Annotated in this window: 19 protein-coding genes; 18 read left to right on the top strand and 1 reads right to left on the bottom strand. The window is 35.2% G+C overall.

What is annotated here, in order from left to right:
• Window positions 1-114: 114 nt before the first annotated feature.
• The 5 genes from glmU (at window position 115) to ACMHYH_RS00405 (ending at window position 6,414) form a co-directional block, all read left to right on the top strand.
• Window positions 115-1,482, top strand: coding sequence for a bifunctional UDP-N-acetylglucosamine diphosphorylase/glucosamine-1-phosphate N-acetyltransferase GlmU (gene glmU, locus ACMHYH_RS00385; RefSeq protein WP_414839458.1), 1,368 nt, complete (start codon window positions 115-117; stop codon window positions 1,480-1,482).
• Window positions 1,483-1,603: 121 nt separating this feature from the next.
• Window positions 1,604-2,587, top strand: a complete 984-nt coding sequence (locus ACMHYH_RS00390) for a ribose-phosphate diphosphokinase (protein ID WP_414839459.1) — start codon at window positions 1,604-1,606, stop codon at window positions 2,585-2,587.
• A 166-nt stretch (window positions 2,588-2,753) separates the two neighbouring features.
• Window positions 2,754-3,185, top strand: coding sequence for a NusG domain II-containing protein (locus ACMHYH_RS00395; RefSeq protein WP_414839460.1), 432 nt, complete (start codon window positions 2,754-2,756; stop codon window positions 3,183-3,185).
• Between the two features lie 212 nt (window positions 3,186-3,397).
• Window positions 3,398-5,047, top strand: coding sequence for a peptide ABC transporter substrate-binding protein (locus ACMHYH_RS00400; RefSeq protein ID WP_414839461.1), 1,650 nt, complete (start codon window positions 3,398-3,400; stop codon window positions 5,045-5,047).
• 29 nt (window positions 5,048-5,076) lie between these two features.
• Window positions 5,077-6,414: a M20 family metallopeptidase gene (locus ACMHYH_RS00405; protein WP_414839462.1), complete on the top strand. Its 1,338-nt coding sequence runs from the start codon at window positions 5,077-5,079 to the stop codon at window positions 6,412-6,414.
• A 101-nt stretch (window positions 6,415-6,515) separates the two neighbouring features.
• On the opposite strand, the gene ACMHYH_RS00410 is transcribed toward ACMHYH_RS00405, so the two are convergent.
• On the bottom strand, window positions 6,516-7,493 hold the full coding sequence (locus tag ACMHYH_RS00410) for an L-lactate dehydrogenase (protein WP_414839463.1): 978 nt from the start codon (window positions 7,491-7,493) through the stop codon (window positions 6,516-6,518).
• A 1,119-nt stretch (window positions 7,494-8,612) separates the two neighbouring features.
• Here ACMHYH_RS00410 and pth point away from each other — a divergent pair.
• The 13 genes from pth (at window position 8,613) to lysS (ending at window position 25,191) form a co-directional block, all read left to right on the top strand.
• On the top strand, window positions 8,613-9,179 hold the full coding sequence (gene pth, locus ACMHYH_RS00415) for an aminoacyl-tRNA hydrolase (RefSeq protein ID WP_414839464.1): 567 nt from the start codon (window positions 8,613-8,615) through the stop codon (window positions 9,177-9,179).
• Window positions 9,180-9,255: 76 nt separating this feature from the next.
• On the top strand, window positions 9,256-12,780 hold the full coding sequence (gene mfd, locus ACMHYH_RS00420) for a transcription-repair coupling factor (protein WP_414839465.1): 3,525 nt from the start codon (window positions 9,256-9,258) through the stop codon (window positions 12,778-12,780).
• 59 nt (window positions 12,781-12,839) lie between these two features.
• Window positions 12,840-14,420, top strand: coding sequence for a putative polysaccharide biosynthesis protein (locus ACMHYH_RS00425; protein WP_414839466.1), 1,581 nt, complete (start codon window positions 12,840-12,842; stop codon window positions 14,418-14,420).
• Window positions 14,421-15,476 carry a MazG nucleotide pyrophosphohydrolase domain-containing protein gene (locus ACMHYH_RS00430; RefSeq protein ID WP_414839467.1) on the top strand — a complete coding sequence of 352 codons (1,056 nt, stop codon included), beginning with the start codon at window positions 14,421-14,423 and terminating at the stop codon, window positions 15,474-15,476.
• The gene (locus tag ACMHYH_RS00435) at window positions 15,473-15,742 is read left to right on the top strand and encodes an RNA-binding S4 domain-containing protein (protein WP_414839468.1); all 270 of its coding nucleotides are present in this window, start codon (window positions 15,473-15,475) and stop codon (window positions 15,740-15,742) included. Before ACMHYH_RS00430 ends, ACMHYH_RS00435 begins: the two co-directional genes overlap by 4 nt.
• Window positions 15,743-15,834: 92 nt before the next feature.
• The gene (locus tag ACMHYH_RS00440) at window positions 15,835-16,269 is read left to right on the top strand and encodes an FtsB family cell division protein (RefSeq protein ID WP_414839469.1); all 435 of its coding nucleotides are present in this window, start codon (window positions 15,835-15,837) and stop codon (window positions 16,267-16,269) included.
• A gap of 146 nt (window positions 16,270-16,415) precedes the next feature.
• Window positions 16,416-16,904 carry a S1 domain-containing RNA-binding protein gene (locus tag ACMHYH_RS00445; RefSeq protein WP_085558841.1) on the top strand — a complete coding sequence of 163 codons (489 nt, stop codon included), beginning with the start codon at window positions 16,416-16,418 and terminating at the stop codon, window positions 16,902-16,904.
• Window positions 16,905-16,999: 95 nt separating this feature from the next.
• Window positions 17,000-18,460 carry a tRNA lysidine(34) synthetase TilS gene (tilS, locus tag ACMHYH_RS00450; protein ID WP_414839470.1) on the top strand — a complete coding sequence of 487 codons (1,461 nt, stop codon included), beginning with the start codon at window positions 17,000-17,002 and terminating at the stop codon, window positions 18,458-18,460.
• 33 nt (window positions 18,461-18,493) lie between these two features.
• Window positions 18,494-19,030, top strand: a complete 537-nt coding sequence (gene hpt / locus ACMHYH_RS00455; RefSeq protein WP_414839471.1) for a hypoxanthine phosphoribosyltransferase — start codon at window positions 18,494-18,496, stop codon at window positions 19,028-19,030.
• 111 nt (window positions 19,031-19,141) lie between these two features.
• The gene (ftsH, locus tag ACMHYH_RS00460; protein ID WP_414839472.1) at window positions 19,142-21,265 is read left to right on the top strand and encodes an ATP-dependent zinc metalloprotease FtsH; all 2,124 of its coding nucleotides are present in this window, start codon (window positions 19,142-19,144) and stop codon (window positions 21,263-21,265) included.
• Between the two features lie 171 nt (window positions 21,266-21,436).
• Window positions 21,437-22,318, top strand: coding sequence for an Hsp33 family molecular chaperone HslO (gene hslO, locus ACMHYH_RS00465; protein ID WP_414839473.1), 882 nt, complete (start codon window positions 21,437-21,439; stop codon window positions 22,316-22,318).
• 247 nt (window positions 22,319-22,565) lie between these two features.
• Window positions 22,566-23,498: a cysteine synthase A gene (cysK, locus tag ACMHYH_RS00470; protein ID WP_414839474.1), complete on the top strand. Its 933-nt coding sequence runs from the start codon at window positions 22,566-22,568 to the stop codon at window positions 23,496-23,498.
• Between the two features lie 196 nt (window positions 23,499-23,694).
• The gene (lysS, locus tag ACMHYH_RS00475) at window positions 23,695-25,191 is read left to right on the top strand and encodes a lysine--tRNA ligase (RefSeq protein ID WP_414839475.1); all 1,497 of its coding nucleotides are present in this window, start codon (window positions 23,695-23,697) and stop codon (window positions 25,189-25,191) included.
• Window positions 25,192-25,599 lie beyond the last annotated feature (408 nt).

The following is a 25,599-nucleotide window of genomic DNA, read 5'->3' on the forward strand; positions in this document are numbered from 1 at the left end:
ATAACGTTTTTTAAGCTATTATTAAATAGTTAGAATTAAAAAAATAAACCTATAAAATAGAGTAAACAATACAAAAATAACGAATGATTAAGATAATGGATGGAGGTTACTGAAATGGCACAAAGATATGCAGTTGTATTAGCAGCAGGACAAGGCTCACGCATGAAGTCAAAATTATATAAAGTCTTACATCTCGTCGCAGGTAAACCAATGGTAGGTCATGTCATTGACCAAGTAGAAGCAACAGGTGTAAATGAAATCGTAACAATTGTTGGGTTTGGTGCTGAGAAGGTCAAAGAATACTTAGGTAATCGAACAAGTTATGCTATACAAGAAGAGCAATTGGGTACAGGACATGCAGTCATACAAGCAGAAAGCCATTTGAAAGATAGAGAAGGAATCACTTTAGTTATCTGTGGAGATACCCCGTTATTAACAGCAGAGACATTAAATAATTTATTCGACTATCATCAGGAAAAAGGTGCAAAAGCGACAATTTTGACTGCACATGCTCAAGATCCGACAGGCTATGGTCGTATTATTCGCAACAGTAAAAATTCTGTAGAAAAAATTGTTGAGCAAAAAGATGCGAATGAAGCTGAACAACTGGTTCAAGAAGTGAATACAGGGACCTATTGTTTTGACAATCGATTGCTATTTGAAACTCTCTCACAAGTGGGCAATCAAAATTCTCAAGGTGAGTACTATTTACCGGATGTTATTGAAATACTTAAAAATCAAAATGAAATTGTTGATGCTTATAAAATGGGAAGCGAACACGATGGACTAGGAGTTAATGATCGAGTAGCATTATCTGAGGCTTCAAAATTGATGCGTGAACGAATCAATAACATGCACATGCAAAACGGTGTAACTATGATTGATCCAGCAACAACTTATATTGATAGTGGTGTTGTCATTGGCTCAGATACAGTTATCGAGCCAAATGTTTCATTGAAAGGAAACACTAGTATAGGAGAAGATTGCTTTATTGGAGCTCATTCTGAACTGTCAAATAGTATAATCGCCGATGGTGTACGCATTACTAACTCAACGATTAATCATGCTACAATGGGAAAAAATAGCAATATTGGACCTTATAGTCACCTTCGACCGAATAGTGAAATTGGTGAATCGGTGCACATTGGCAATTTTGTTGAAATCAAAAATGCTACTATTGGCGCAACAACAAAAGTCGGTCATTTGACTTATATTGGTGATGCGGACTTAGGTGAAAATATTAACGTCGGATGTGGCACGATTTTTGTAAACTATGACGGTAAAAATAAATTCCGAACAACAGTAGGAAATAATGTTTTTGTAGGTTGCAATGCTAACTTGATAGCACCGTTAACTATTGCAGAAAATGTTTACATTGCTGCAGGTTCAACCATCACAAAAGATGTACCAACACAAGCATTGGCAATTGCTAGAGCACGTCAAGAAAACAAACTAGACTATTACACTAAATTACCACATTAAGATAACCTGTGAAATTCAAAAGAAATCAAGAATTGTCTTGATTTCTTAGGTTAAAATGCCTAGTATAGAATTGAATTGTAAACACAGGATATTCTTGAAAATAAAGAAAGTGGAGGTCACTATGTCAGAACACTATTTTGATCCAAAGTTAAAGATTTTTGCGTTAAACTCCAACAAACCGTTAGCAGAGAAAATTGCTAGTGATGTAGGAGTAGAATTAGGGAAACTCTCAGTGGATCAGTTCAGCGATGGAGAAATTCGAATCAATATTGAAGAAAGTATTCGTGGAGATCATGTTTACATTATCCAATCAACGTCGAGTCCAGTAAATGATAACATAATGGAAATGCTGATTATGATTGATGCCTTAAAACGTGCTAGTGCAAAAACAGTTAACTTAGTTATCCCTTATTATGGATACGCAAGACAAGACCGTAAAGCACGTTCAAGAGAGCCTATCACTGCAAAATTAGTTGCTAATATGATTACAGCTGCAGGAGCAGACCGTATTCTGACATTAGATTTACACGCTTCGCAAATCCAAGGATTCTTTGATATGCCTGTGGATCATCTATTGGGAGCCTCTCTTTTAGCGAATCATTTTCTAGACTGTGGTCTTGAAGGTGAAGGTGTTGTAGTTGTTTCACCTGATCATGGTGGAGTCACTCGTGCTCGTAAATTAGCTGAATTTTTAAAGGCACCTATCGCAATTATTGATAAACGTCGTCCAAAGGCTAACGTGGCAGAAGTAATGAATATTATTGGATCTGTCGAAGGTAAAACATGTATTTTGATTGATGATATGATTGATACTGCAGGAACCATCACTTTAGCTGCAAAAGCTTTAGAAGAAGCAGGTGCTACTGAAGTTTACGCTTGCTGTACACATCCTGTTTTATCTGGTCCTGCAATTGAACGCATCCAAAATTCTGCAATCAAACAATTGATTGTGACAGATTCTATCTACCTTCCTGAAGATAAAAAAATCGATAAAATTATTGGAATAAGTGTTAGTGCACTAATGGCAGATGCAATCAAACGAATTCACGAGAATAAGTCTGTAAGTCCACTTTTTGAAAGAAAGTTTAAGGAAAGTCATAAATAAATCTAAAACTAAAAAACGTAAGAGAGGCTAAGAGCTTTTCTTGCGTTTTTTTCTAGTTAATAGAATAGTTAAAAAGTGATAGACTCTTGTTGAGTTAGTTATTGCTTGTTACAATAAGACAAATAGATAATTTGCCTAATAGATTAAGATGGACGGAGCAATTTTCATGACTAAATTTAAACAGTACAAAAAATTAGTTAAACCACTAGATGTAGTTATTATCGTTGTATTAATGATGGGTTCATTTATTCCATATATGATATTTAACAGACAGAATTTTTCGATAGATCAAGACAGTACAATTATTGCGATTGTTTCAATTAATGGCAAAGAAATTAAACAGATTGAACTATCAAAAGAGACGGAAAATCAAGAGTTTACTTTCTATCCAGCAGATGGACAATACAATATTATAGAAGTAGATGGAACGAAGATTCGAAACAAAGAAGATAACAGTCCTGACCAAATTGCTGTAAAAACAGGTTGGATTAGTAAACCTGGTGAAACGAGTATTTGTTTGCCTCATAAATTAATTATTGAAGTAAAAGCGATTCATTCAGATAAAGATTCTGAAAATGATCTTATTATTCCACTTTAAAATAAAGCTGATATGATTTATTCAGCTTTATTTTTTTGTATATATAAAATTTTATAACTAATATATTCATTTATACTGTATATTAAATCTTTATTTATTAAAAAACGGGATTAATGTTGTATAATTATGTTTAATCTTGTATGATAGGAAAAAGCTTCAACAGATTAGAATACGATAAGAAAATAAACCATTAAAAAAGGGGAGATGTGAAAATGAAAAAACTTATTTACTTTGCTATAGGAATAGTCATTATGAGTGGATGTGGGCAGTCTGATAAGCAAGCGGTGAATGGAACTTCTGCTTCAAGTAACTCAGAAAAAAATAAGACAGAACAAGTACTTCATCTAAGTGTTGCTTCAGAATTACCAACGATTGATCCAGCTTTATCACAAGATACCATTAGTTTTAGTGCTTTAAACCAAGTGATGGAAGGCCTTTATCGTCTAGATACCAATGAAGAAGCTATTCCAGCCTTAGCTGAAGGAGCACCTGAAGTAAGTGAAGACCAATTAACGTATCTATTTACATTGAAACCTGATTTGAAATGGTCTAATGGTGAACCTTTGATAGCAGCGGATTTTGAATATGCTTGGCAACGAATTGTTGATCCTGAAACAGCGGCTAATTATTCATTTGTCATGACAGATATAAAAAATGCTGCGGCTATTTTAGCAGGTGAAAAGACCGTTGTTGAACTGGGGATAAAAGCACTAAGTGAATTAGAGTTAGAAATTACTTTGGAAAGACCAGTAGAAAACTTTATGAAATTGATCACTAAACCAACATTTTCTCCTCAAAAAGAATCATTCGTTATTGCTCAAGGTTCGAAATTTGGAACGAGTAGTGAAGCAGCGTTGTACAATGGACCATTTATCTTAAACGAATGGGATGGAACGGGTTTATCGTGGACATACGAAAAAAATGAGTACTATTGGGATAAAGAAAATGTTGCTTTAACAAAAGTCACTAATCAAGTAATTAAGGAAACGACTACAGGTTTAAATTTATACAACAATGGTGAAATTGACTTGATTGCATTAACGGGTGAATTTGCTCAACAGTATAATCAAGATTCTGAATTTATAGCTCCTTTATTAGCTAAGTCTGTTTATTTGGAACTAGATCATACAACTAATTCAGCATTAAAAAATAAAAACATGAGAACAGCTTTAGCGTTGGCAATCTCACGCGAGGAATTAGCAGAGAATATTATAGCTAATGGATCGAAAGCTTTAGGAGGTTTGGTGACAAGTGGTCTGGTAGAAAATTCTGAAACAGGGGAAGATTTTAGGAAAGCCGCTGGGGATTATCTAGGGTATCAACCAGAAAAAGCTTCTGAGTTATGGGCAGTAGCAAAAAAAGAATTAGGCTTAACAGCTGTTGAATTAGAGCTAGTTGCTGATGATGATGAGGTAACAAAAAAAGTAAGTCAATACTTACAAAATAAAATTGAGAAAAACCTACCTGGTGTATCGGTTACTATAAAAAATGTTCCTTTCAAAAATAGAATTGAATTAGGTGATAATGGAGATTTTGATTTACTATTATCTGGTTGGGGTGCAGATACGAACGATACAAATAATTTCTTGAATTTATTTTTATCTGGTTCTGTATTTAATGGAGGAAAATATTCAAATGAAGAGTACGATAAGTTAGTTCAAGCTTCTCTAGGTATAGACAGTAGTAATCCAGAAAAAAAATGGGCCAATAATTTAGCTGCTGAAAAAATTCTGATGGATGATACAGCAATTGTGCCACTTTACCAGCAAGCTCAAGCAATGTTATTAAGAGAGAATGTCGAAGGCTATTACTTGAGCCAGATTAATAGTGTCAATCTAAAATATGTTTCTATTAAAGAATAAAAATTAAAAAGGGAAGTGTGTTTAGTTTTATGAAAAATTGGGTAACAAAAATACATCAGGATGAAAGTGTAATAGCATTAAAAAAATTAGTTAGTATTCCTTCTATTAACACTGGGGACGGAAAAACGTATCCACCTTTTGGGCAAGCGATTGCTGACTGTCTAGCGCAAGCACTAAGTATTTGTGAAACACTAGGAATGAAAACTTATTCAGACCCAGCAGGATTTTATGGTTATGCTGACTACGGACAGGGTGAAGAGTTAGTAGCTGTATTATGCCATTTAGATGTTGTACCTGAAGGGGATGTGAGTCTATGGGAGACTCCTCCATTTGGTGCAGTTATTAAAGATGGAAAGTTAATAGGACGTGGTTCACAAGATGATAAAGGGCCAACTATTGCAGCTTTATATGGGTTTAAAGCAGTAGTTGATGAAGGAGTTCCTTTTAAGAAACGAATTCGTTTTGTTTTTGGAACAGACGAAGAAACACTTTGGCGGTGTATGGAGCACTACAATGCTAAAGAAGAACAGCCAACTATGGGGTTTGTTCCAGATAGTTCTTTTCCTGTAACGTATGCTGAAAAAGGATTGTTACAGGTAAAGTTAATTGGTCCTGGAAGTTCAGATATCACATTAGCTTGCGGAGATGCTTTTAATATTGTTCCTGGTCGTGCTGATTTTGAAGGTAAAGACGCAAATGCTCTACACGAAAAAATGTTAGAAATGGGAGTCACTCATACCGTTGACGGTAATCTAATCACCGTAAATGGTAAGGCTGTTCATGCGAGTGTAGCTGAACAAGGAGTCAACGCAATCAATCAACTAGCAAAAGGATTGGTTCATATTTATCCGCATCCAACAGTAAATTTTTTAGCTGAAAAGGTAAGAGACGAAACGAACGGCTGGAGTATATTCGGTGAAATAAAAGATGAGATGACAGGAGAGTTAACGTTTAATGTAGCGTCTCTTTCTATTGATGAAAAAAAATCAGAGATAGAAATAGACTTACGTATCCCAGTTAGCTTTCCAATAGAAGATTTAGTACAAAAACTTAAAGAAGTAGCAGAGCCTTATGGTTTAGATTATTATGAGTTTGACCGTGTAGCTGGCTTATATGTTCCCAAAGAAAGTGACTTGGTTCAGACGTTAATGGCTATCTATCAAAGTAAAACCAATGATTTAACTCAGCCACTCACATCGGGTGGAGCTACTTATGCAAGAACTATGAAAAATATGGTTGCCTTTGGAGCTCATTTTCCAACAACAGAAAGTCTAGCTCATCAAAGCAATGAGGGTATATCCTTGGATGAACTATTTCAAGCAATGGATATCTATGCAGAAACAATTTTTCAATTGTGCTGTGAATGAATAGACTAAAAAAACATCTTTTTACTTATGGTACGACTAAGTAAAAAGGTGTTTTTTAGTTTTTCATAATAAAGTTATGCGTTTATTCTTATTATTTTAAATTAGTTTGCGTTTTCTTCTACTATTTTCATTGCTTCTTGTGTAATTTTTCTAAGTGTATCAGCAGAATGATTCATTTTTTCTTGTTCAGAATCATTTAAAGGAATTTGAATAACACTTTTGACACCTTGACGGTTTATAATTGCAGGTGCTCCAATAAAAATATCTTTTTGACTGTATTCGCCATCTAGGTAAACTGAAAGAGGCAAGATAGCATTCTCATCAGATAAGATTGCTTTAGTAATGCGTGTTAATGAAACAGCGATACCATAGAAAGTAGCCCCTTTTCGTTCAATGATATCATAAGCAGCATCACGAACTTTAAAGAACATATCAACTAAGGCTTGCTCATCTACACCAGGGTTATCTTTGATCCATTCATAAATTTGAAGACCCGCTATGTTAGCATGTGACCATACTGGGAATTCTGTATCTCCATGTTCACCTAAAATATAGCCATGAACATTACGAGAGTCTACACCTGTTAACTCAGCAATTGCTTGGCGGAAACGAGCACTGTCTAGAGAAGTACCTGAGCCGATAACTCGATGCTGAGGAAGCCCTGAGAATTTCCAAGTAGCATAGGTTAAAATATCTACTGGATTAGTTGCAACAATAATAATACCGTCAAAACCACTTTCCATAATGCTGCCAACAATACTTTTAAATATGTTTAAATTCTTTTGAACTAAGTCTAAACGGGTTTCACCTGGTTTTTGAGCTGCTCCAGCAGTAATAACAACGATATCAGCATCGCTACAATCTTCATAGGTAGCTGCATAGATTTTTTTAGGAGAGGTAAAAGCTAGTGCGTGGGAAAGATCCATTGCATCGCCTTCTGCCTTTTTTGTATCGATATCAATGATACCGATTTCTTGAGCAATATTTTGTGTGACTAGAGAAAAAGCATAGCTAGAACCTACTGCGCCGTCTCCTACGATAATAACTTTTTGGTGACTTTTTATTTTAGCATTGTACATAATGTATAGTCCTCCTTATAAGCTTTAAGATACCCCTCAATTATAGCACTCAAAGATAAGAAGTTGAAATAGAACGAAGGCAATTTATTGGAAATGAAAACACATTCATTTGATTTAGTAGTAAATTTCCACTAAGTTTGCTCTTTTTCTAACGTTCTAGTCATTTTTTAAAAAAATATCGACTAAAATAGAATGATAAACTAATAGAAATGGACGTAATTTTATTTAAATAATTAGATAAAAAATTCACAAAACAGGAAGAAAATTAATTAATGAAGTGAAAAACGATGCAGCATACTAGACTGGCAGAACTAACGAATAGTTTAAAGCGAATAAATAAAAGATAACTTAATAAAAACTAGGGATAGAATAGAAATTTTGTCTTTAATAAGTCTACACAAGTTTGAAGAAAACAAACTGATTACTTGTATTTTTTTCCAGTGAGTAATAAGCAGATTATACTTTAGAATTAAGGAATACAAATATTAAAGGGGTAGAAGCTTGTTTAGAAAAAGAAGTAGTACTAATAAAATTAGGGAGTGTTTATTAAGAAATAAAGAACAAATAGCAAAGACTGTTGAAAGTGAATGCCTAGTTCATTAAACTATTGAATGCGGATTAACTTGCTGGTGTTCCAAATAGAAGATTCTTTGGAATAGAATTAAAAAATGTAAGTAAAGGGTTATTCGAATGAGGAGAACTATTTTTTTACATGCTTATACTTGACTCTGATTACTTCAAAATAGGTTAAGGATTATTGTGGAAATCTGTTTAGAAGCATTGTCTTAGTCAAAATTGCGTAATCAATCTAAGAACTTATTTTAGTTAAAGGTATAGCCGTAAGGTATGGAGGGTAGAAAATGTGGTTATTCTTTCCTATATAAAAAGAAAAGAAATGTTTAGAACAGCAAAAAAATCAATCAAACTATTGAGAAAACAGGCTAAAAAAAATAGAAAAAGCAAGTTTTTTCTATTGTAATCTAAAATATGGTATACTATAAAAAATACTACTGGACGAAGAGAATTTCGTGCGGCATTTTTTTGCGTGCAGTTCTCGATAGGCTTATACTAAATGGAAATTAGTAGAAAAGAAATAACTGAAATTGGAGAATAACTGATATGAAAATGATTATCGGCCTGGGAAATCCCGGCACGAAATATACACATACTAAGCATAATATAGGATTTATGGTCTTGGATGAGTACGCTATGCAACACGATTTAACGTTTAATAAAAGTAAATTTGAAGCCCTGTATACAGAAGCTTTTATAGGGAAAGAAAAAATCATACTAGTAAAACCGCAAACATTTATGAACGATTCCGGACGAGCAGTAAGGCCATTAATGGATTATTTTAATGTAATACTAGATGATATTGTTATTGTTTATGATGATCTAGATTTACCTGCTGGAAAAATTCGTCTTCGACAAAAAGGAAGCGCTGGAGGCCATAACGGAATAAAAAGTCTAATCCAACACCTAGGAACATCTGACTTTAATCGTATTCGCATCGGTATAGATCGTCCATTTTTCGACCAAACCGTTGTAAATCATGTCTTAGGTGGCTTCTCAAAAGAGAAAGAAGAAATACTATCGTTTGCTATTAAGGATGGGGTATCTGCGATTGATTATTGGGTCAATGGCCATCCCTTTATTGATGCAATGAATCAATACAACAAAAAATAAAGGAAGTAAAGGAAGCCCAGTAAGAATCTGAGCTTCTTTTATCATCTGAAAAATAAAAGTAAAAGGAGCCTATCTAGTGGGAGATATCACTAAACTATTCGCTGATTCGCCTGATGTAAAAGGCTTATTAGCAGGAATTGGTGAACAAAAAGTTCAATTGGTTACAGGACTAGCTGGTTCAGCTAGAACGCTAGTAACAAATGCCATTTTAGAAAAAAAGAAACGACCGATTATTCTAATCACACATAATCTATTCCATGCTCGTCAATTAGCAGAAGATTTTTCAGGTTTTGTTGCTGAAGAAAATCTGCACTTATTTCCAGTTGAAGAAATGCTTTATGCTGAAATGTCTATCTCATCGCCAGAAGCTAGAACTGAGAGAGTAGCGGCTTTAGATTTTTTACTTTCCGGAAAACCAGGAATCGTTATCGTTCCGTTAGCTGGAGTTCGTAAGTTATTGCCACCTAAGAAAATATGGGAGAATGCTCGTTTTGAAGTACAACAAGGAGGCGAGTTAGACGTAATAGGCATGGCTCGAAGGTTAGTAGATATGGGCTATGTCAGACAACAACTAGTTGGTAGTCCAGGGGAATTTAGTATACGTGGTGGTATCATTGATATCTATCCTCTAACAGAAGAACATCCTGTTCGCATTGATTTATTTGATGTAGAAGTGGATTCTTTACGCTATTTTGATGCAGATAATCAGCGTTCAATTGAAACCATCGAATCAATCACTATTTTGCCAGCTATCGATACACTCTATACTCATGATCTGCTTCAAAGTGCTGCTCCACGATTTTCAAAAGCTGTAGAACACAACTTAGCGTTATTGAAAGAAGCGGATGCAAAACAAGCTTTTACACAATACATTACTCCAATTATGGATGCTTTTGATAAGGGAGAGCCAATGGGCCAATTGGCGATGTTTACCGATTACGTTTATCCTGAATCGATCAGTATTTTAGATTATATTAGTAAAAAGAGTATCGTTATCTTAGACGAATACCCACGAATTATGGAAACAGACCGTCAACTAATAAAAGAGGAATCTGAGTGGGTTACAGAAAAACTTTCAGAGCATCGTATTTTACAAAAACAAAGTTTCTCCAATGATTTTCGCAATAAGTCAAAAACAATTAAACAAGATATATTATATTTTTCACTTTTTCAAAAAGGGATGGGAAATTTACGTTTTTCAGAAATTCATCCTTTTTCCTATCGAAATATGCAACAATTCTTTGGGCAAATGCCTCTGTTAAAAACAGAAATGGATCGGTGGATCAAACAAAATAATACAGTTATTGTTATGGTGCCTAGTGATGAGCGAGCAAATAAAGTCCAGCAAATCTTTAAAGATTTTGACATCACTAGTAAAGTTGTCAAATCAAAGAAAATTGAAACAGGAAAAGTTCAGATTTTAAAAGGAACTATCCAAAATGGTTTTGAACTGCCAACAGATAAGGTAGTGTTATTAACTGAACGAGAGCTATTCAATAAAGTAACAAAAAAAACACCTAGACGCCAAAATTTATCCAACGCTGAACGATTAAAGAGTTACAGTGAACTCAATCCAGGTGATTTTGTTGTCCATGTAAATCACGGAATTGGAAAATATACAGGAATGGAAACGTTAATCATTGATGGTATTCATCAAGATTATCTTTCAATTATTTATAAAAATGATGCAAAGTTATTTATTCCTGTAACTCAATTAAACTTACTGCAAAAATATGTTTCATCAGAAGCTAAAACACCTAAAATAAATAAATTAGGTGGAACTGAATGGGCTAAAACTAAGAGTAAAGTAGCGAGTAAAATTGAGGATATCGCAGATGAATTAATTGAATTATATGCTGCTCGTGACCAAGAAGTTGGCTATGCGTATCCTGCAGATAATGAGTACCAACAAGAATTCGAAGATGCTTTTCCTTATACAGAAACGCCTGATCAATTGAGAAGTACAATTGAAATCAAGCATGATATGGAAGGTAAAAAACCTATGGACCGCTTGTTAGTAGGAGATGTTGGTTACGGAAAAACAGAAGTCGCCATGCGTGCTATTTTCAAAGCCGTTCAAGAAGGCAAACAGGCAGCATTTCTAGTGCCAACAACCATCTTAGCTCAACAACACTACGAAACACTGAAACAACGATTTGCAGAATTTCCTGTTGAGATTGGTTTGTTGAGCCGTTTTAGAACAAAAAAACAGCAGAATGAGACGATTGAAGGAATAAAAAAAGGACAGGTAGATATCGTTATAGGAACTCATCGGATTTTATCTAAAGATATTGAATTCCAAGATATAGGATTATTAATTGTAGATGAAGAACAACGATTTGGTGTAAAACACAAAGAAAAAGTAAAACAATTAAAATCTCAAGTTGACGTGTTGACGTTAACGGCTACGCCTATACCAAGAACATTGCATATGTCGATGTTAGGTGTTCGTGATTTGTCCGTTATTGAAACGCCGCCAGCTAACCGTTATCCGGTTCAAACCTATGTTATGGAACAAAATCTAGGGGCTGTTCGTGAAGCAATTGAACGAGAAATGGCAAGAGGCGGACAAGCATTTTATTTACACAACCGTGTAGCAACGATTGAGAAAAAAGTTGAAGAGTTAAAACAATTGATTCCTGAAGCCCGTATAGGCTTCGCCCATGGACAGATGACTGAAAATCAGCTAGAAAATGTGCTTTTTCAGTTTATTGAGGGAGAATACGATGTACTCGTTACGACAACGATTATTGAAACAGGTGTGGATATTCCTAACGTAAATACGTTATTTGTAGAGAATGCTGATCATATGGGATTGTCTCAGCTTTATCAATTGAGAGGTCGAGTTGGTCGAAGCAATCGTGTTGCGTATGCTTATTTCTTGTATCAAGTGGATAAAGTTTTGAACGAAGTTAGTGAAAAAAGGCTGCAAGCGATCAAAGATTTTACAGAATTAGGATCAGGATTTAAAATTGCCATGCGTGATTTATCTATTCGTGGAGCTGGTAATTTGTTAGGGTCTCAACAACATGGTTTTATCGATTCAGTTGGATTCGATTTGTATTCAGAGATGTTAAGTGAAGCAGTTGCTCGTAAGCGTGGTTTAGGAGAAAAGGAAGAAACAACACAAGTAGAAATTGATTTAGGCATCAATGCATATCTGCCTGTGACCTATATTGAAGACGAACGTCAAAAAATTGAAGTGTACAAACGAATACGTGAATTACGTGATGAAGAAACATACGTACAGTTACAAGATGAAATGATTGATCGATTCGGTGAGTATCCAGATGAAGTTTCAGATTTATTAGCGGTTGGTTTACTTAAGTTGTATAGTGAGCGTGCACTAATTGAGACGATTAGACGATCTGAACAAGATATCGAGATAGTATTCTCTGAGTCTGGTTCCACCACTTTACCAGCAGAAGAAATTTTTAGAGCGCTTGGTGAAGTACCCCTAAGAGCAAATATGACAATGAAAAAAAATAAATTCCACGTAACGATACAAATTGAAAAGACTCATACTTATCAGTGGCTAGATTATCTCTATAAGTTTGCAAAAGTTAGTGCATTGTATCGTAGAAAAAATTCTGAAGACTAATGAGAGCTAGTTAAATACTGTCGTTTGAAAGGTGAGATTTTTATTTGGATAACCAACAAATGAAAAAAACAATGAATGGTGCGGTACTCCTTTCTTTAGCAGCTTTAATTGCAAAAATTCTAAGTGCTGTTTATCGTGTGCCCTTCCAAAACATCGTAGGAAATACTGGTTTTTATGTTTATCAACAAGTTTATCCTATCTACGGTATTGGGATGACAATAGCGTTAACTGGTTTACCGGTTTTTTTATCTAAACTCATTGCGGAACAAAAAAATAAAGAACAGCAAGTAAACACACTAATAAGAGTTTTTGTTGTGTTGTCTATTTTTTCATTTCTTTTATTTTCCTTACTCTTTTTTGGATCGAGTTGGATCGCAAAAGGGATGGGCGACATACAACTGATTCCAATTATCCAGTCAGTCTCTTGGTTGTTTTTACTAATACCCCTGTTAACAACAACGCGAGGTTACTTTCAAGGAACGTTTCGCATGATGCCGACAGCTGTCTCACAAGTTGTAGAACAGGTCATTCGTGTGGCGGTAATCTTACTTGCGGCAATCATGTACCAATCTCTAGAATGGGATGTCTATAAAATGGGAACAGTCGCTATGAATAGTGCATGGATTGCTGGACTAGCAGCTAGTTTAGTTTTAGGAATAGCTCTGTTAAGAGAAAAGTTGACAGATGAAGAGTCCTCTTCTCAACTAGCAATCCCGTTAGAAAAGGTGTCTTATACTACCTTGACCAAGCGTCTTATGACAGAAGGAGTAGCCATCTGCTTGTTAAGTGCGTTAGTGATTTTGCTGCAATTAGTTGACTCCTTTACGCTATATAAAGGACTAACATATTCAGGGATGTCATCCCAATTAGCGAAAAATGCGAAGGGGATTTATGATCGGGGACAACCCTTGATTCAACTAGGAATGATTGTTGCAACAGCTTTTTCAACAACGCTTCTCCCTGTATTAAGTCGAGCATTTAGTGAGAAAAAAGAAATAGAGTTTATCCGTTCAGCTAGCTCAATGGTTCGTATAACAGCGACTTTCTCACTAGCTGCAACAACTGGTCTGATTGTTTTAATGCCTTATATCAATCAGTTACTATTCGGAGATCGTTCTGGGGTTAGAGTTTTAAGAGTTTATATGCTGGCTATTCTACTTGCTTCTTTAATAGGCACGTATAATGCTATTCTACAAAGTCAAAATCACCACTATTTAACAATCGGAGCTTTACTAATTGGTTTATTGACTAAATGGTTTGTAAACAATTGGCTGATTATAAAATTTGGTACATTAGGTGCAAGTTTAGCGACTGTACTATCGTTAGGACTTATTTTATTTGTTATTCAATTAGGTTTGCCTCATACTTTAAAAAAAGAAGTTGCTAAAAATAGGATAGTTCTAAAATTAGTTTCACTTAGTCTAATAATGGCAATAGTAGTCGGAATAGCAACGACAGTAGTAGAAAATGGCTTCTTTAATGGCGGGCATCGACTTGAGGCTTTTACTCTGACACTAATAGGTGTAGCAATAGGGATCACTGTCTTTTCTTATGGCTTATTTCGTTTAGATGTTTTAACCATTCGCGAATGGCTGTCATTGCCTTTTGGTAAAAAAATAATCAGAAAGCAGGTGAAGTAAATGGGGAAAATTAATATAGTAGGATTAGGACCAGGCGACTTAGAACAACTACCGATAGGTGTTTATCGTTTATTGAAAAGTGATCAGCCCGTTTATTTGCGTACGAAGTTGCATCCAGCTGTTTCAGAATTAGAAGAAGAAGGATTTGAATTTCATTCTTTTGATGCAGTATATGAAAACAATGAACAATTTGAAGGAGTATATGATACGATTTCAAAAGAATTACTTGAAATAGCTAGTAAGCAAGATATTATCTATGCCGTTCCAGGACATCCTATGGTTGCAGAAAAATCTGTTCAACTCTTACTAGCAAATAAACAAGGAATTGAGATTACTATCAAAGGTGGAAAAAGCTTTTTAGATGACTTATTTCAAGCTGTCCAAATTGATCCAATAGAAGGTTTTCAATTAGTTGACGCGTTAGATCTGAAAAAAGATGAACTAGAATTGGGCCAACACATCATTATTATGCAAGTATTTAACCAATATATTGCTAGTGATGTTAAACTAACGTTAACGGAGAAATACCCAGATGATCATGTTGTAGCATTTGTCCATGCGGCAGGAAGCAAAGCAGAAGAAGTCGAATGGCTTACGTTAGTTGAAATTGATCGTATGCAAGGTGTTCATAATTTGACGTCATTATATGTTCCGCCCTTGGCAAGAGAGGATCAAACGAAGTCATTCCAAACAGCTCAGTACTATATTGACTTAATTACGAGTGAAACTGGCGATAGTTGGATTAAAGAACAGACACACGAAAGTTTAATTCCCTATCTAAAAGAAGAAACAGCCGAATTTATCGAAGCGATTGAAAAAGAAGACGATACCAATATGGTTGAAGAATTAGGCGATATCTTAATGCAAGTCTTATACCATACAAATTTAGGAGAGCGCTCTGGCTATTTTTCTCTAGAAGAAGTGCTAGAAACGCTTAATAAAAAATTGCGCAGACGCCATCCACATGTGTTTGATGGTGTCAAAGCAGCAAGTAGTGAAGAAGTAAAGATACTTTGGCAAAAAATAAAAGCAGAAGAAAAGAGGAGAAAAGAATGAGATTAGATAAATTTTTAAAAATTTCACGTATTATTAAACGCCGTACGATTGCTAAAGAAGTTGCAGATAAAGGTCGAATTCAACTAAACGGACTAGTTGCTAAGTCTTCTTCTGATGTAAAAATTGGAGATGAATTAACGATTAGTTTTGGAAATAAAACGATGGTCGTAAAGATAGAGAAAATTGTTGAGTCGACTAAAAAAGAAGAAACCAAAGAAATGTATACGGTTATTAGTGAAGAATCAAAAAATGATGAAAGCAAGTAAGAAAAGACTTCATCTATCGATTTATTAGACAACGCATCCGCTTTCTTGTTATAATAACAGGACTAACAATGTAGCAAAAGGATGGGGAGTTTATGAAAAAACAAGAGCCGACAAATGTTGCTAGGCTACAAAATGAGTATACAAAATCCAAAACCCTTCAAGCTCATCGTGAACAGAAAAAAAAGCGTAAGATGCGTATGAGAGTGACAATCATTCTATTGATAGGTTCGTTTGTTATCCTTTTTTTCTCTCTAAAAATCTTTTTAAATATACAATCTATTTCAAAAATGGAAACAGAAAAAAAACAAGCGGAAATGACGTTAAAAGAGACAAGAAAAGAGCAAGAGCTGTTGCGTATCCAAGTTAAACGCTTAGAAGACGAAGATTATGTTGCTAAGTTAGCTAGGAGTCAATATTATTTATCTAAGGATAATGAGATTATTTTTAGTTTTCCAGAAGATAACGCAGCAAAAGTTATAGAAGAAGTGAAGCAAAAAGAAGCAAAAGTGAGAAAAAGTGATTCATAATAGGATTATAAAGTAGACATACAGGCAGTTTTTTATAAAAAATAGGCTTTTTTCTAAAGAAATGGTTAATTAACAATAAACTGTTTGAAGTCGTCAGATAGCATGCTATAATAAGCGTACAAGTTCTAAGGAGGAAACAATTTTATATGTCAATTGAAGTGGGAAATAAAGTTACAGGAAAAGTATCAGGTATTACAAATTTTGGTGCATTCATCGATCTAGGAGACAGAAAAACTGGATTAGTTCATATTAGTGAAGTATCCGATAGTTTTATCAAAGATATCAAAGATGTATTAAAAATTGGAGAAGAAGTCACTGTAAAAGTTATGTCTATCGGAGACGACGGTAAAATCGGTCTTTCTATTAGACGTGCAGTCGATAAACCAGTTGAACCTGCTTCAAGTCCTCAAGAAAAAACAGGCGGTTACCAAGGACGTCGCGAAAGCGCTGCTCCTCGTAGTGGTGGATACCAAAGCCAACGCGGTAACGCTCGTGGAATGAAGAGTGTAGAACCTAAAAAAGATGATTTTGATTCATTGATGTCATCATTTTTAAAAGATAGTGATGATCGCTTAACAATATTAAAACGAAGTACTGAAGGAAAGCGCGGCGGTCGAGGCGGACGTCGTAACTAAAAAGAAAAACCAAGGATAAGGAGACTTATCCTTTTTTATATTTGTTCTTCTTTGTTATTATAAGAAGAAGTTAGATAACTGCTGAAAAAAAGTAATTGAAAAATGATGAACCACTAAATAGCAGAGAATTAAACTTAGTATACGAGGTGAAGTGGGAAATGGAATTGTCTTTTGACTTTACAGAAAAATGTCGACAACATCTTCTTTGGACGCCCTCGGATCGACTATTGATTGCTGTTTCTGGTGGCGTTGATTCAATGGCTTTATTGGATTTAATTCAGAGTTTACCAGATACATTACGCCCCTGGTACGGTGTAGTTCACGTAAATCATGAATTACGAACAGCATCTATGGAAGAAGAACGTTTTTTAAAAGAGCAGTGTCGTTCAAAAGAGATTCCTTATTTTAGTCGTCATTGGGATAGTAAAAAACATCCCAAAACAGGAATAGAGCTAGCAGCTCGAAATTTTAGATATGCTTTTTTCAAAGAGACAATGCAAGTAACGGGAGCCACTCATCTTTTGACAGCTCATCACGCAGATGATCAATTAGAAACAATTTTAATGCGATTAGTACGCGGTGGACAATTAAAAGGAATGACCGGTATACAAGTACAACGTCCTTTTGGAACAGGTTTACTTGTTCGACCATTGTTGCATTTTTCTAAAGAACAGATTTACACCTATAGCAAAACTCGTCAGTTAGATTATTATGAAGATGAGACAAACGTAGATTTGTTGTACACTCGTAACCGCTACCGTCAAAAAATTACCCCTTTGTTAAAACTCGAAAATAAACAAGTTTTAACTCACTTTAAAGATTTCTCAGCTGATTTATCAGATGTTTTATTTTTAGCTAACCAAGTTATTCAAAAAAAATCTGAACAAATACTGCTACAAAGTAAGCCTAATTTCTATGAGTTAGATAAAAAGGCATTATTGAGTTGTGAACCTGAAGTCCAAAGACAAGTCCTAAAGCATATTTTAATAGAAAAGGTTTATCATGCTTGTCCAGTTGAAACGCTTAGGAAACAAGTAGAAGAGTTAGTAGGTTTAATGACGAGGACTAAGTCTAATGCGCAACTAGATTTGCCAGGTGGCTGGAAGGCAAGACGTGAATACCAACACGTTTATTTAGAAAAAAATAAGCTGAGTCACTCTGTTCTGCTTCAAAAAGAAGAAAAACTGTTGCTTGGCCAATGGGTTTCTATAACAAACGGTGCACGAATAGGTTTGTTTAAAGTAGAGGCTCATGCTACTTCACCTTTCGAGAAAGATGAGCATATTTGGATTGAACCAAGTGAGGTTATTCTACCTTTACTCATTCGACATCGTAAGTCTGGTGATCGGATGACGTTAAAAGGAATGGACAGAGGTCATAAAAAAGTTAAAACTATTTTGATTGATCAAAAAATATCATTAAAAGCACGAGAAGAAATGCTTATCTTAACCGATTCTTTAGATGAAATCATCTGGTTATTAAAATATAAGGAATCTAGATTGTCTATTCAACGCGAAACTGATAAAATACAATACATACTCGTTTATCAAAAATAAAAGAGGCCGTATTGAAAAGGAGAACTTAAAACTATGAAGAATGATATCGAACGTGTACTTTTCTCGAGAGAAGTATTAGCAGAAAGAACAAGTGAACTAGGAAAACAATTGACACTCGATTACAAAGAGAAGACGCCATTAGTTGTTGGAATTTTAAAAGGAGCAACACCTTTTTTGTCAGACTTGATAAAAGAAATGGATATTTATCTTGAGATGGACTTCATGGATGTTTCAAGTTATGGAGGGGGCATTACTTCTTCAGGCGAAGTAAAGATTCTTAAAGATTTAGACACAAATGTTGAAGGAAAAGATTTATTAATTGTTGAAGATATCATTGATAGTGGACGAACGTTGAATTACCTAATAGAAATGTTCCGTTACCGTAAAGCAAATTCAATTAAAATTGTCACGTTACTAGACAAACCTGAAGGACGAGTAGTTGATATGAAAGCTGACTATGTCGGTTTTTTAGTTCCTAATGAGTTTGTGGTTGGCTATGGTTTAGATTATGATGAAAAGTATCGTAACCTACCTTACATTGGTATCTTAAAACCGGAAATTTATCAGTAGAAATAAATGGTCAATGATGGTCAAATGTGATATGATGACATGGATTTAATGTGTTAAAATAAAAAATACAGAAAAAAACTATGAAGGTTTATTTGTAGAAGGAGGGCAACAATGAAAAAAGGACTCTTAAAAAATGGGGTCTTCTATGCAATCGTATTTCTAGGGATTATTGGAATCGTGACCTGGGCAACAGGTGGCTCATCTGGTGAACAAACCACTGAAATTCCAGCTAGTGAATTCGTAACGCAATTAGAAGAAAATCAAATCAAAAAATACACAATCCAACCTAATGCTGGTGTATACAAAATCACTGGAGAATATCGTGAAGCTCAACCTTTGAAAAAAGAGTCTAACTCAACAATTAGTATTTTTGGATCAACAGAAACATCTAGTAAAAATTTCACAACGTCTGTTTTACAAAATGATTCGACAGTAAGTGAGATTGACTCTCTTGCAAAAGAAAATAAAATAGAAGTAGCGCCACTTCCTGAGGAATCTACAGGTATTTGGGTAACATTGTTAGTTTCTGTTTTACCTTTAGTTATCTTTGTGTTCTTCATCTATATGATGATGGGGCAAAGTGGACAAGCCGGCGGCGGACAAGGTGGACGCGGGGTTATGAACTTTGGTAAATCAAAAGCAAAAGAATCTGATAATAAAGCAAACAAAGTTCGTTTTTCTGATGTTGCAGGTGCAGATGAAGAAAAAGAAGAACTTGTTGAAGTTGTTGAATTCTTAAAAGATCCAAGACGTTTTTCTGAACTTGGTGCACGTATCCCAGCAGGTGTTTTATTAGAAGGACCTCCTGGTACAGGTAAAACATTGCTTGCTAAGGCTGTTGCTGGTGAAGCTGGTGTACCATTCTATTCTATCTCTGGTTCAGATTTTGTTGAGATGTTTGTCGGAGTAGGAGCAAGCCGTGTACGTGATTTATTTGAAAATGCGAAGAAAACTGCACCATCTATTATCTTTATCGATGAAATCGATGCAGTAGGTCGTCAACGTGGCGCAGGAATGGGTGGCGGACATGACGAGCGTGAGCAAACATTAAATCAATTATTAGTTGAATTAGATGGTTTCTCTGGTAATGAAGGAGTTATCGTTATTGCTGCAACAAACCGTTCTGACGTTTTAGACCCTGCTTTGTTACGTCCAGGTCGTTTTGACCGTCAAATTTTAGTAGGTCATCCAGATGTTAAGGGACGCGAAGCTATCTTGAAGGTTCATGCTAAAAATAAACCCATTAGTAAAAATGTAGATTTAAAAGTTATTGCAACTCAAACACCAGGTTTTTCTGGTGCTGATTTAGAAAACTTACTGAATGAAGCAGCTCTAGTAGCAGCAAGACGCAATAAGAAGACAATTGATGCATTAGATTTAGACGAAGCTCAAGACCGAGTAATTGCAGGTCCAGCTAAGAGAAATCGTGTGATTAGTAAAGTTGAAAGAGCAATGATTGCATACCATGAAGCAGGACATACAATTGTTGGAATGGTCTTGAATGATGCACGCGTTGTTCATAAAGTAACGATTGTGCCACGTGGAAGAGCGGGCGGATATGCTATTATGCTTCCAAAAGAAGATCGCTTCCTAATGACTAAAAAAGAAATGACTGAACAAATTGTTGGTTTATTAGGTGGTCGTGTAGCTGAAGAATTGATCTTTGACTCAAAATCTTCAGGTGCAAGTAATGATTTTCAGCAAGCTACTGCGCTAGCTAGAAGTATGGTAACTGAATATGGAATGAGTGATAAATTAGGTCCAGTACAATATGAAGGAAATCATCAAGTATTTGTTGGACGCGATTACGGTCAAACCAAAGCTTATTCTGAACAAATTGCTTTTGAAATTGATCAAGAAGTCCGCGCTATTCTTGTTGCAGCACATGAGCAAGCACGTCAAATACTTGAAGAACACAAAGTTCAGCATAAATTAATAGCGGATAAGTTGCTTGAACTGGAAACATTAGATGAGCTAACAATTAAGAGCTTATTTGAAACAGGCGAAATGCCTGAACCAGTAGTTTCTTCACAAGATGAATTTCCTCACGAAGAAGCTGAAGGAAAGTCATTTGAAGAGATTAAACGAGCAAGAAAAGCAAAAGAAGCTGAACGTTTAGAAAAAGAACAAAAAAGACATGCACCACTAGAAAACGCTGAAGAAATTGTCGAAGACGTAAAAAAAGAATTAGGCGTCGACGAAAATGAAGATAAAGGAAGAAACTCACCAGATTAAAAAAAGGTGAATTAGACAGTCATTAATGGATACTATACTGAAGAAGGCTGCGTGTACTTGCGCACCTTCTTTTTATTCATTATTGAGTGATAAGAAAACTTACTTTACTTTATAATTTTTCTGAATTAAAGTAAGAATAAACTAAAAATGATTGCTAAAGGAGTTAAACAAATGTCAGACTATTTATTGAAAAGTTTAGGATACAATGGTGAGGTCCGTGTGTATGCTGTTGACGCGACAGAAACAGTTGCAGAGGCGCAACGCAGACATCAAACTTGGAGTGCAGCTTCTGCAGCGTTAGGACGAACAATGATAGGTGGAATTTTACTCGGAGCTACATTAAAAGGCGAAGAGAAAATGACAATAAAAGTTGAAGGTGACGGTCCAGCAGGCCATATTATTGTCGACAGTAATGGCAAAGGTGAAGTAAAAGGGTACATTGCTAATCCCGAAATCAGCCTTGAGTTAAACGAAGCTGGTAAAATAGATGTGCGTGGTGCAGTAGGAACAAATGGCACATTGACGGTGACGAAAGATTTAGGAATGAAAGAAGCTTTTTCTGGGCAAGTTCCGTTAGTAAGTGGAGAATTAGGCGAAGATTTTACCTATTATATGGCAACTTCAGAACAAACGCCATCTGCAATTGGGTTAAGCGTGTTAGTTGATACGGATGATTCTATTAAAGCAGCTGGAGGATTTATGATTCAAGTTATGCCAGGTGCTACAGATGAAACCATCACAGATCTTGAAAATCGTTTAGCTTCTATTCCGATGATCTCTCAATTAATGGAAGAAGGAGAAAGTCCAGAATCTATTTTAAATCGTCTAGTCGGTGAAGGAAATGTAAAAATTTTAGAAAAATTACCCGTATCTTTTAGATGTAATTGTTCAAAAGAACGTTTTTCAACGGCGATTATTACTCTTGGTGTAGAAGAGATTACGAGTATGATTGAAGAAGATCAAGGGGCTGAAGCGAGTTGTCATTTTTGTGGCAATCACTATCATTTTGATGTTGCAGATCTAGAAAGTCTAAAAGCTGAAGCAGTTAATTAAGGAAAGATTCAGAAAGTAGAAAAAAGTGACTACGTATAGAATAGTTTGAGCAGATAGGTAAGTTCATCTTATAGTAAACAGAGAATAAACAAAAACTCTGAATACGATAAGTTGAACTTTTTTAGTCATTCTAAATGATTTTTTTCTCATCCTTATTAAAGGAATAGCAAGATAGCTTCTACTTGCTATCAGGCTCAAGAAACTTTAAAATTATTTAATGAAGCAACGATTGAGGAGGAATAAACTAATGGGAAAAATCGTGACAAGTATCATAGATTTGATTGGAGATACACCTTTATTAAAACTATCAAATAAAATTGTGCCAATAGGTGCAGCAGATGTTTACGTTAAAATAGAATCTTCAAATATCGGAGGAAGTATTAAAGATCGAATAGCCATGAATATGATTGAAGTAGCTGAACAAGAGGGCAAATTAAAAGTAGGAGATACCATCGTTGAGCCAACTAGTGGCAACACAGGCATCGGATTAGCGATGATTGCTGCAGCAAAAGGGTATAAAGCTATCTTCGTGATGCCTGACACTATGAGTGTTGAACGACGTAAATTATTAAGAGCCTATGGAGCTGAACTAGTGTTGACACCTGGCAAGGGTGGAATTAAAGAGTCTATCGTAAAAGCTAGAGAGATAGCTAGTCAACCCGGCTATTTTATGCCACTACAATTTGAAAATCTAGCTAATCCTGCTGTTCATGTAGCAACTACAGGTCCAGAAATTTTGTCAGCTTTCGATGGTGAATCGCTAGATGCGTTTGTAGCTACTGTTGGAACGGGAGGTACATTAACAGGTGTTGGGAAAGTCTTAAAACAGGCAAACCCTAACACAATGATATATGCTTTAGAACCTACAGAGTCACCTGTTTTGAGTGGTGGAAAACCTAGTCCGCATAAAATACAAGGAATTGGAACAGGATTTGTACCAAAAGTATTAGACACACTTGTCTACGATGGAGTTTTACACGTTACAAGTGAAGAAGCTTTTGAGATGACTCGTAAAGTAGCTTTAATGGATGGTTTACTAGTTGGTATTTCCTCAGGTGCAGCGATTAAGGGTGCAATAGATTTAGCTATCAAACTGGGTTCAGGCAAAAAAATCGTTACAATAGCTCCTGATAGTGGAGAACGCTATCTTTCAACAGCCCTATTTCCTAATGAAGAGTGAGAACAAAGTAAAAGAATGATTCTTCTTGATTTTAAATAAAAAAATTGGATTGAAGTTAGAAAAACATAAATAGATGAGAAATCAAGTGATAGAATAGATAAGAACTTCTTCAATTCACTTGCTTTTTTTGTACGGTCTTGGCATTATTAAGAAGACAACGTAACAAATGGATAATAAGAGAAATGGAGTGGAAAACATGAGTCACGAAGAAATACACGAAGAAATGAATGATCAATTACAAGTTCGAAGAGAAAAGATGAGTCATCTACGTGAACGTGGAATTGATCCTTTCGGTGGCCGTTTTGATCGAACACATTTATCGAGTGAAGTACATGCTAACTATGAAAAGTTTACAAAAGAAGAAATTTCTGAAAAAGAAGATAGCGTAACGGTTGCTGGTCGAATAATGACTAAGCGTGGAAAAGGAAAAGTTGGTTTTGCGCATTTGAAAGACCGCAAGGGAACTATTCAGATTTATGTGCGTAAAGATACTGTCGGTGACGAAGATTATGAAACTTTCGATAATGCTGATTTGGGTGACTTTATTGGAGTTACAGGAACAGTTATGAAGACAAATACAGGCGAAGTAACGATTAAACCAACGACGATTGTGCAACTGTCGAAAGCTTTAAGACCTTTGCCAGATAAGTATCATGGATTAACAAATATCGAACAACGTTACAGACAACGCTATTTAGATTTAATTAGCAATCAAGAAAGTTTTGATCGTTTCACTAAACGCAGTGAGATTATTAGAGAGATTCGTACTTTTTTAAATGCAAAAGATTATTTAGAAGTGGAAACACCAACATTGCATAATCTGGCTGGTGGAGCTGCTGCACGACCATTCATTACGCATCATAATGCTCTAGACATGGAATTGTATCTTCGCATTGCGTTAGAATTACATTTGAAACGTTTAATAGTTGGTGGTATGGAAAAAGTTTATGAAATTGGTAGAGTGTTTCGTAACGAAGGGATAGATACGACTCATAATCCAGAATTTACGATGTTAGAGTTGTATACAGCTTATACTGATTTTAATGATGTAATGGATTTAACTGAGGATTTAATTCGTACGGTTACTGAAAGAGTAGTTGGAACAGGTCATATCGTTTATAATGAGCAAGAAATTGATATTGCTACTGTATGGAAACGTCAGCATATGGTAGATGCGATTAAAGAACATACTGGAGTTGATTTTTGGCAAGAAATGACTGCTGAAGAAGCTGTCTCACTTGCTAAAGAGCATAATGTGCCGATACCAGAGCATAGTCAATTTGGTCATGTTGTAAACGAATTTTTTGAAATGTTTGTAGAAGATAAACTAATTCAGCCTACTTTTATATTTGGGCATCCTGTTGAAATATCTCCTTTAGCAAAGAAAAATCCTACTGATCCAAGATTTACCGATCGTTTTGAAGTATTTATTGTAGGAAATGAGTACGGAAATGCATTTAGTGAGTTGAATGATCCAATTGACCAAAGAGAGCGATTCGAAGCACAAGGAAAAGAACGTGAACAAGGAAATGATGAAGCGCATCCGATAGATGAAGACTTTATTGAAGCTCTAGAATACGGTATGCCTCCAACTGGTGGATTAGGAATAGGGATTGATCGTTTGGTTATGCTCTTAACAGATGCACAATCTATTCGTGATGTTTTACTTTTCCCAGCAATGCGTAATAATTAGTAGAAAAGAATTCCTATTGCATTTATATTTCGAAAGAGCACCTTATTTTATAGGTAAATCTTTTGGATGATTAAATGGTAGGAATTTTTTATTGAAAATTTTTTTCGAAAATGTGGTTTGGAAAAAATAAAATCTCAAAAAATGAATATTTATACTTTTTAATTATAGAAAATAAAGTTAGGTAATGAAGAGTGAAAGATGAAATCAAGTAATTTTCATGATGATGAGGGCTAGATTTCAACTATGGTACAATAAGTTGGATAGAAAAACGTATTTTTATCAAAAAAAAGTTGACGAAAGTTTAATAAGCTGTTATATTAGTAGATGTCGCAGCGATAGGTTGCAGCAATGAAACAAAAAAGAAAAAACTAATTATTGAAAAGTTGTTGACAAGTTAGTCATCATCTG

The sequence above is a fragment of the Carnobacterium sp. TMP28 genome, assembly GCF_047553015.1.
Classification (GTDB): domain Bacteria; phylum Bacillota; class Bacilli; order Lactobacillales; family Carnobacteriaceae; genus Carnobacterium_A.

Bases quoted from the DNA above. Each gene is read 5' to 3' on its own strand.
- ACMHYH_RS00445 (WP_085558841.1), top strand. From the start codon at position 16,416: ATGTCAATTGAAGTGGGAAATAAAGTTACAGGAAAAGTATCAGGTATT.
- ACMHYH_RS00430 (WP_414839467.1), top strand. From the start codon at position 14,421: ATGGGGAAAATTAATATAGTAGGATTAGGACCAGGCGACTTAGAACAA.
- pth (WP_414839464.1), top strand. From the start codon at position 8,613: ATGAAAATGATTATCGGCCTGGGAAATCCCGGCACGAAATATACACAT.
- lysS (WP_414839475.1), top strand. From the start codon at position 23,695: ATGAGTCACGAAGAAATACACGAAGAAATGAATGATCAATTACAAGTT.
- ACMHYH_RS00400 (WP_414839461.1), top strand. From the start codon at position 3,398: ATGAAAAAACTTATTTACTTTGCTATAGGAATAGTCATTATGAGTGGA.
- cysK (WP_414839474.1), top strand. From the start codon at position 22,566: ATGGGAAAAATCGTGACAAGTATCATAGATTTGATTGGAGATACACCT.
- ACMHYH_RS00405 (WP_414839462.1), top strand. From the start codon at position 5,077: ATGAAAAATTGGGTAACAAAAATACATCAGGATGAAAGTGTAATAGCA.
- glmU (WP_414839458.1), top strand. From the start codon at position 115: ATGGCACAAAGATATGCAGTTGTATTAGCAGCAGGACAAGGCTCACGC.
- ACMHYH_RS00410 (WP_414839463.1), bottom strand. From the start codon at position 7,493: ATGTACAATGCTAAAATAAAAAGTCACCAAAAAGTTATTATCGTAGGA.
- ACMHYH_RS00440 (WP_414839469.1), top strand. From the start codon at position 15,835: ATGAAAAAACAAGAGCCGACAAATGTTGCTAGGCTACAAAATGAGTAT.
- ACMHYH_RS00395 (WP_414839460.1), top strand. From the start codon at position 2,754: ATGACTAAATTTAAACAGTACAAAAAATTAGTTAAACCACTAGATGTA.
- ACMHYH_RS00425 (WP_414839466.1), top strand. From the start codon at position 12,840: ATGAAAAAAACAATGAATGGTGCGGTACTCCTTTCTTTAGCAGCTTTA.
- hslO (WP_414839473.1), top strand. From the start codon at position 21,437: ATGTCAGACTATTTATTGAAAAGTTTAGGATACAATGGTGAGGTCCGT.
- ftsH (WP_414839472.1), top strand. From the start codon at position 19,142: ATGAAAAAAGGACTCTTAAAAAATGGGGTCTTCTATGCAATCGTATTT.
- hpt (WP_414839471.1), top strand. From the start codon at position 18,494: ATGAAGAATGATATCGAACGTGTACTTTTCTCGAGAGAAGTATTAGCA.
- ACMHYH_RS00390 (WP_414839459.1), top strand. From the start codon at position 1,604: ATGTCAGAACACTATTTTGATCCAAAGTTAAAGATTTTTGCGTTAAAC.
- ACMHYH_RS00435 (WP_414839468.1), top strand. From the start codon at position 15,473: ATGAGATTAGATAAATTTTTAAAAATTTCACGTATTATTAAACGCCGT.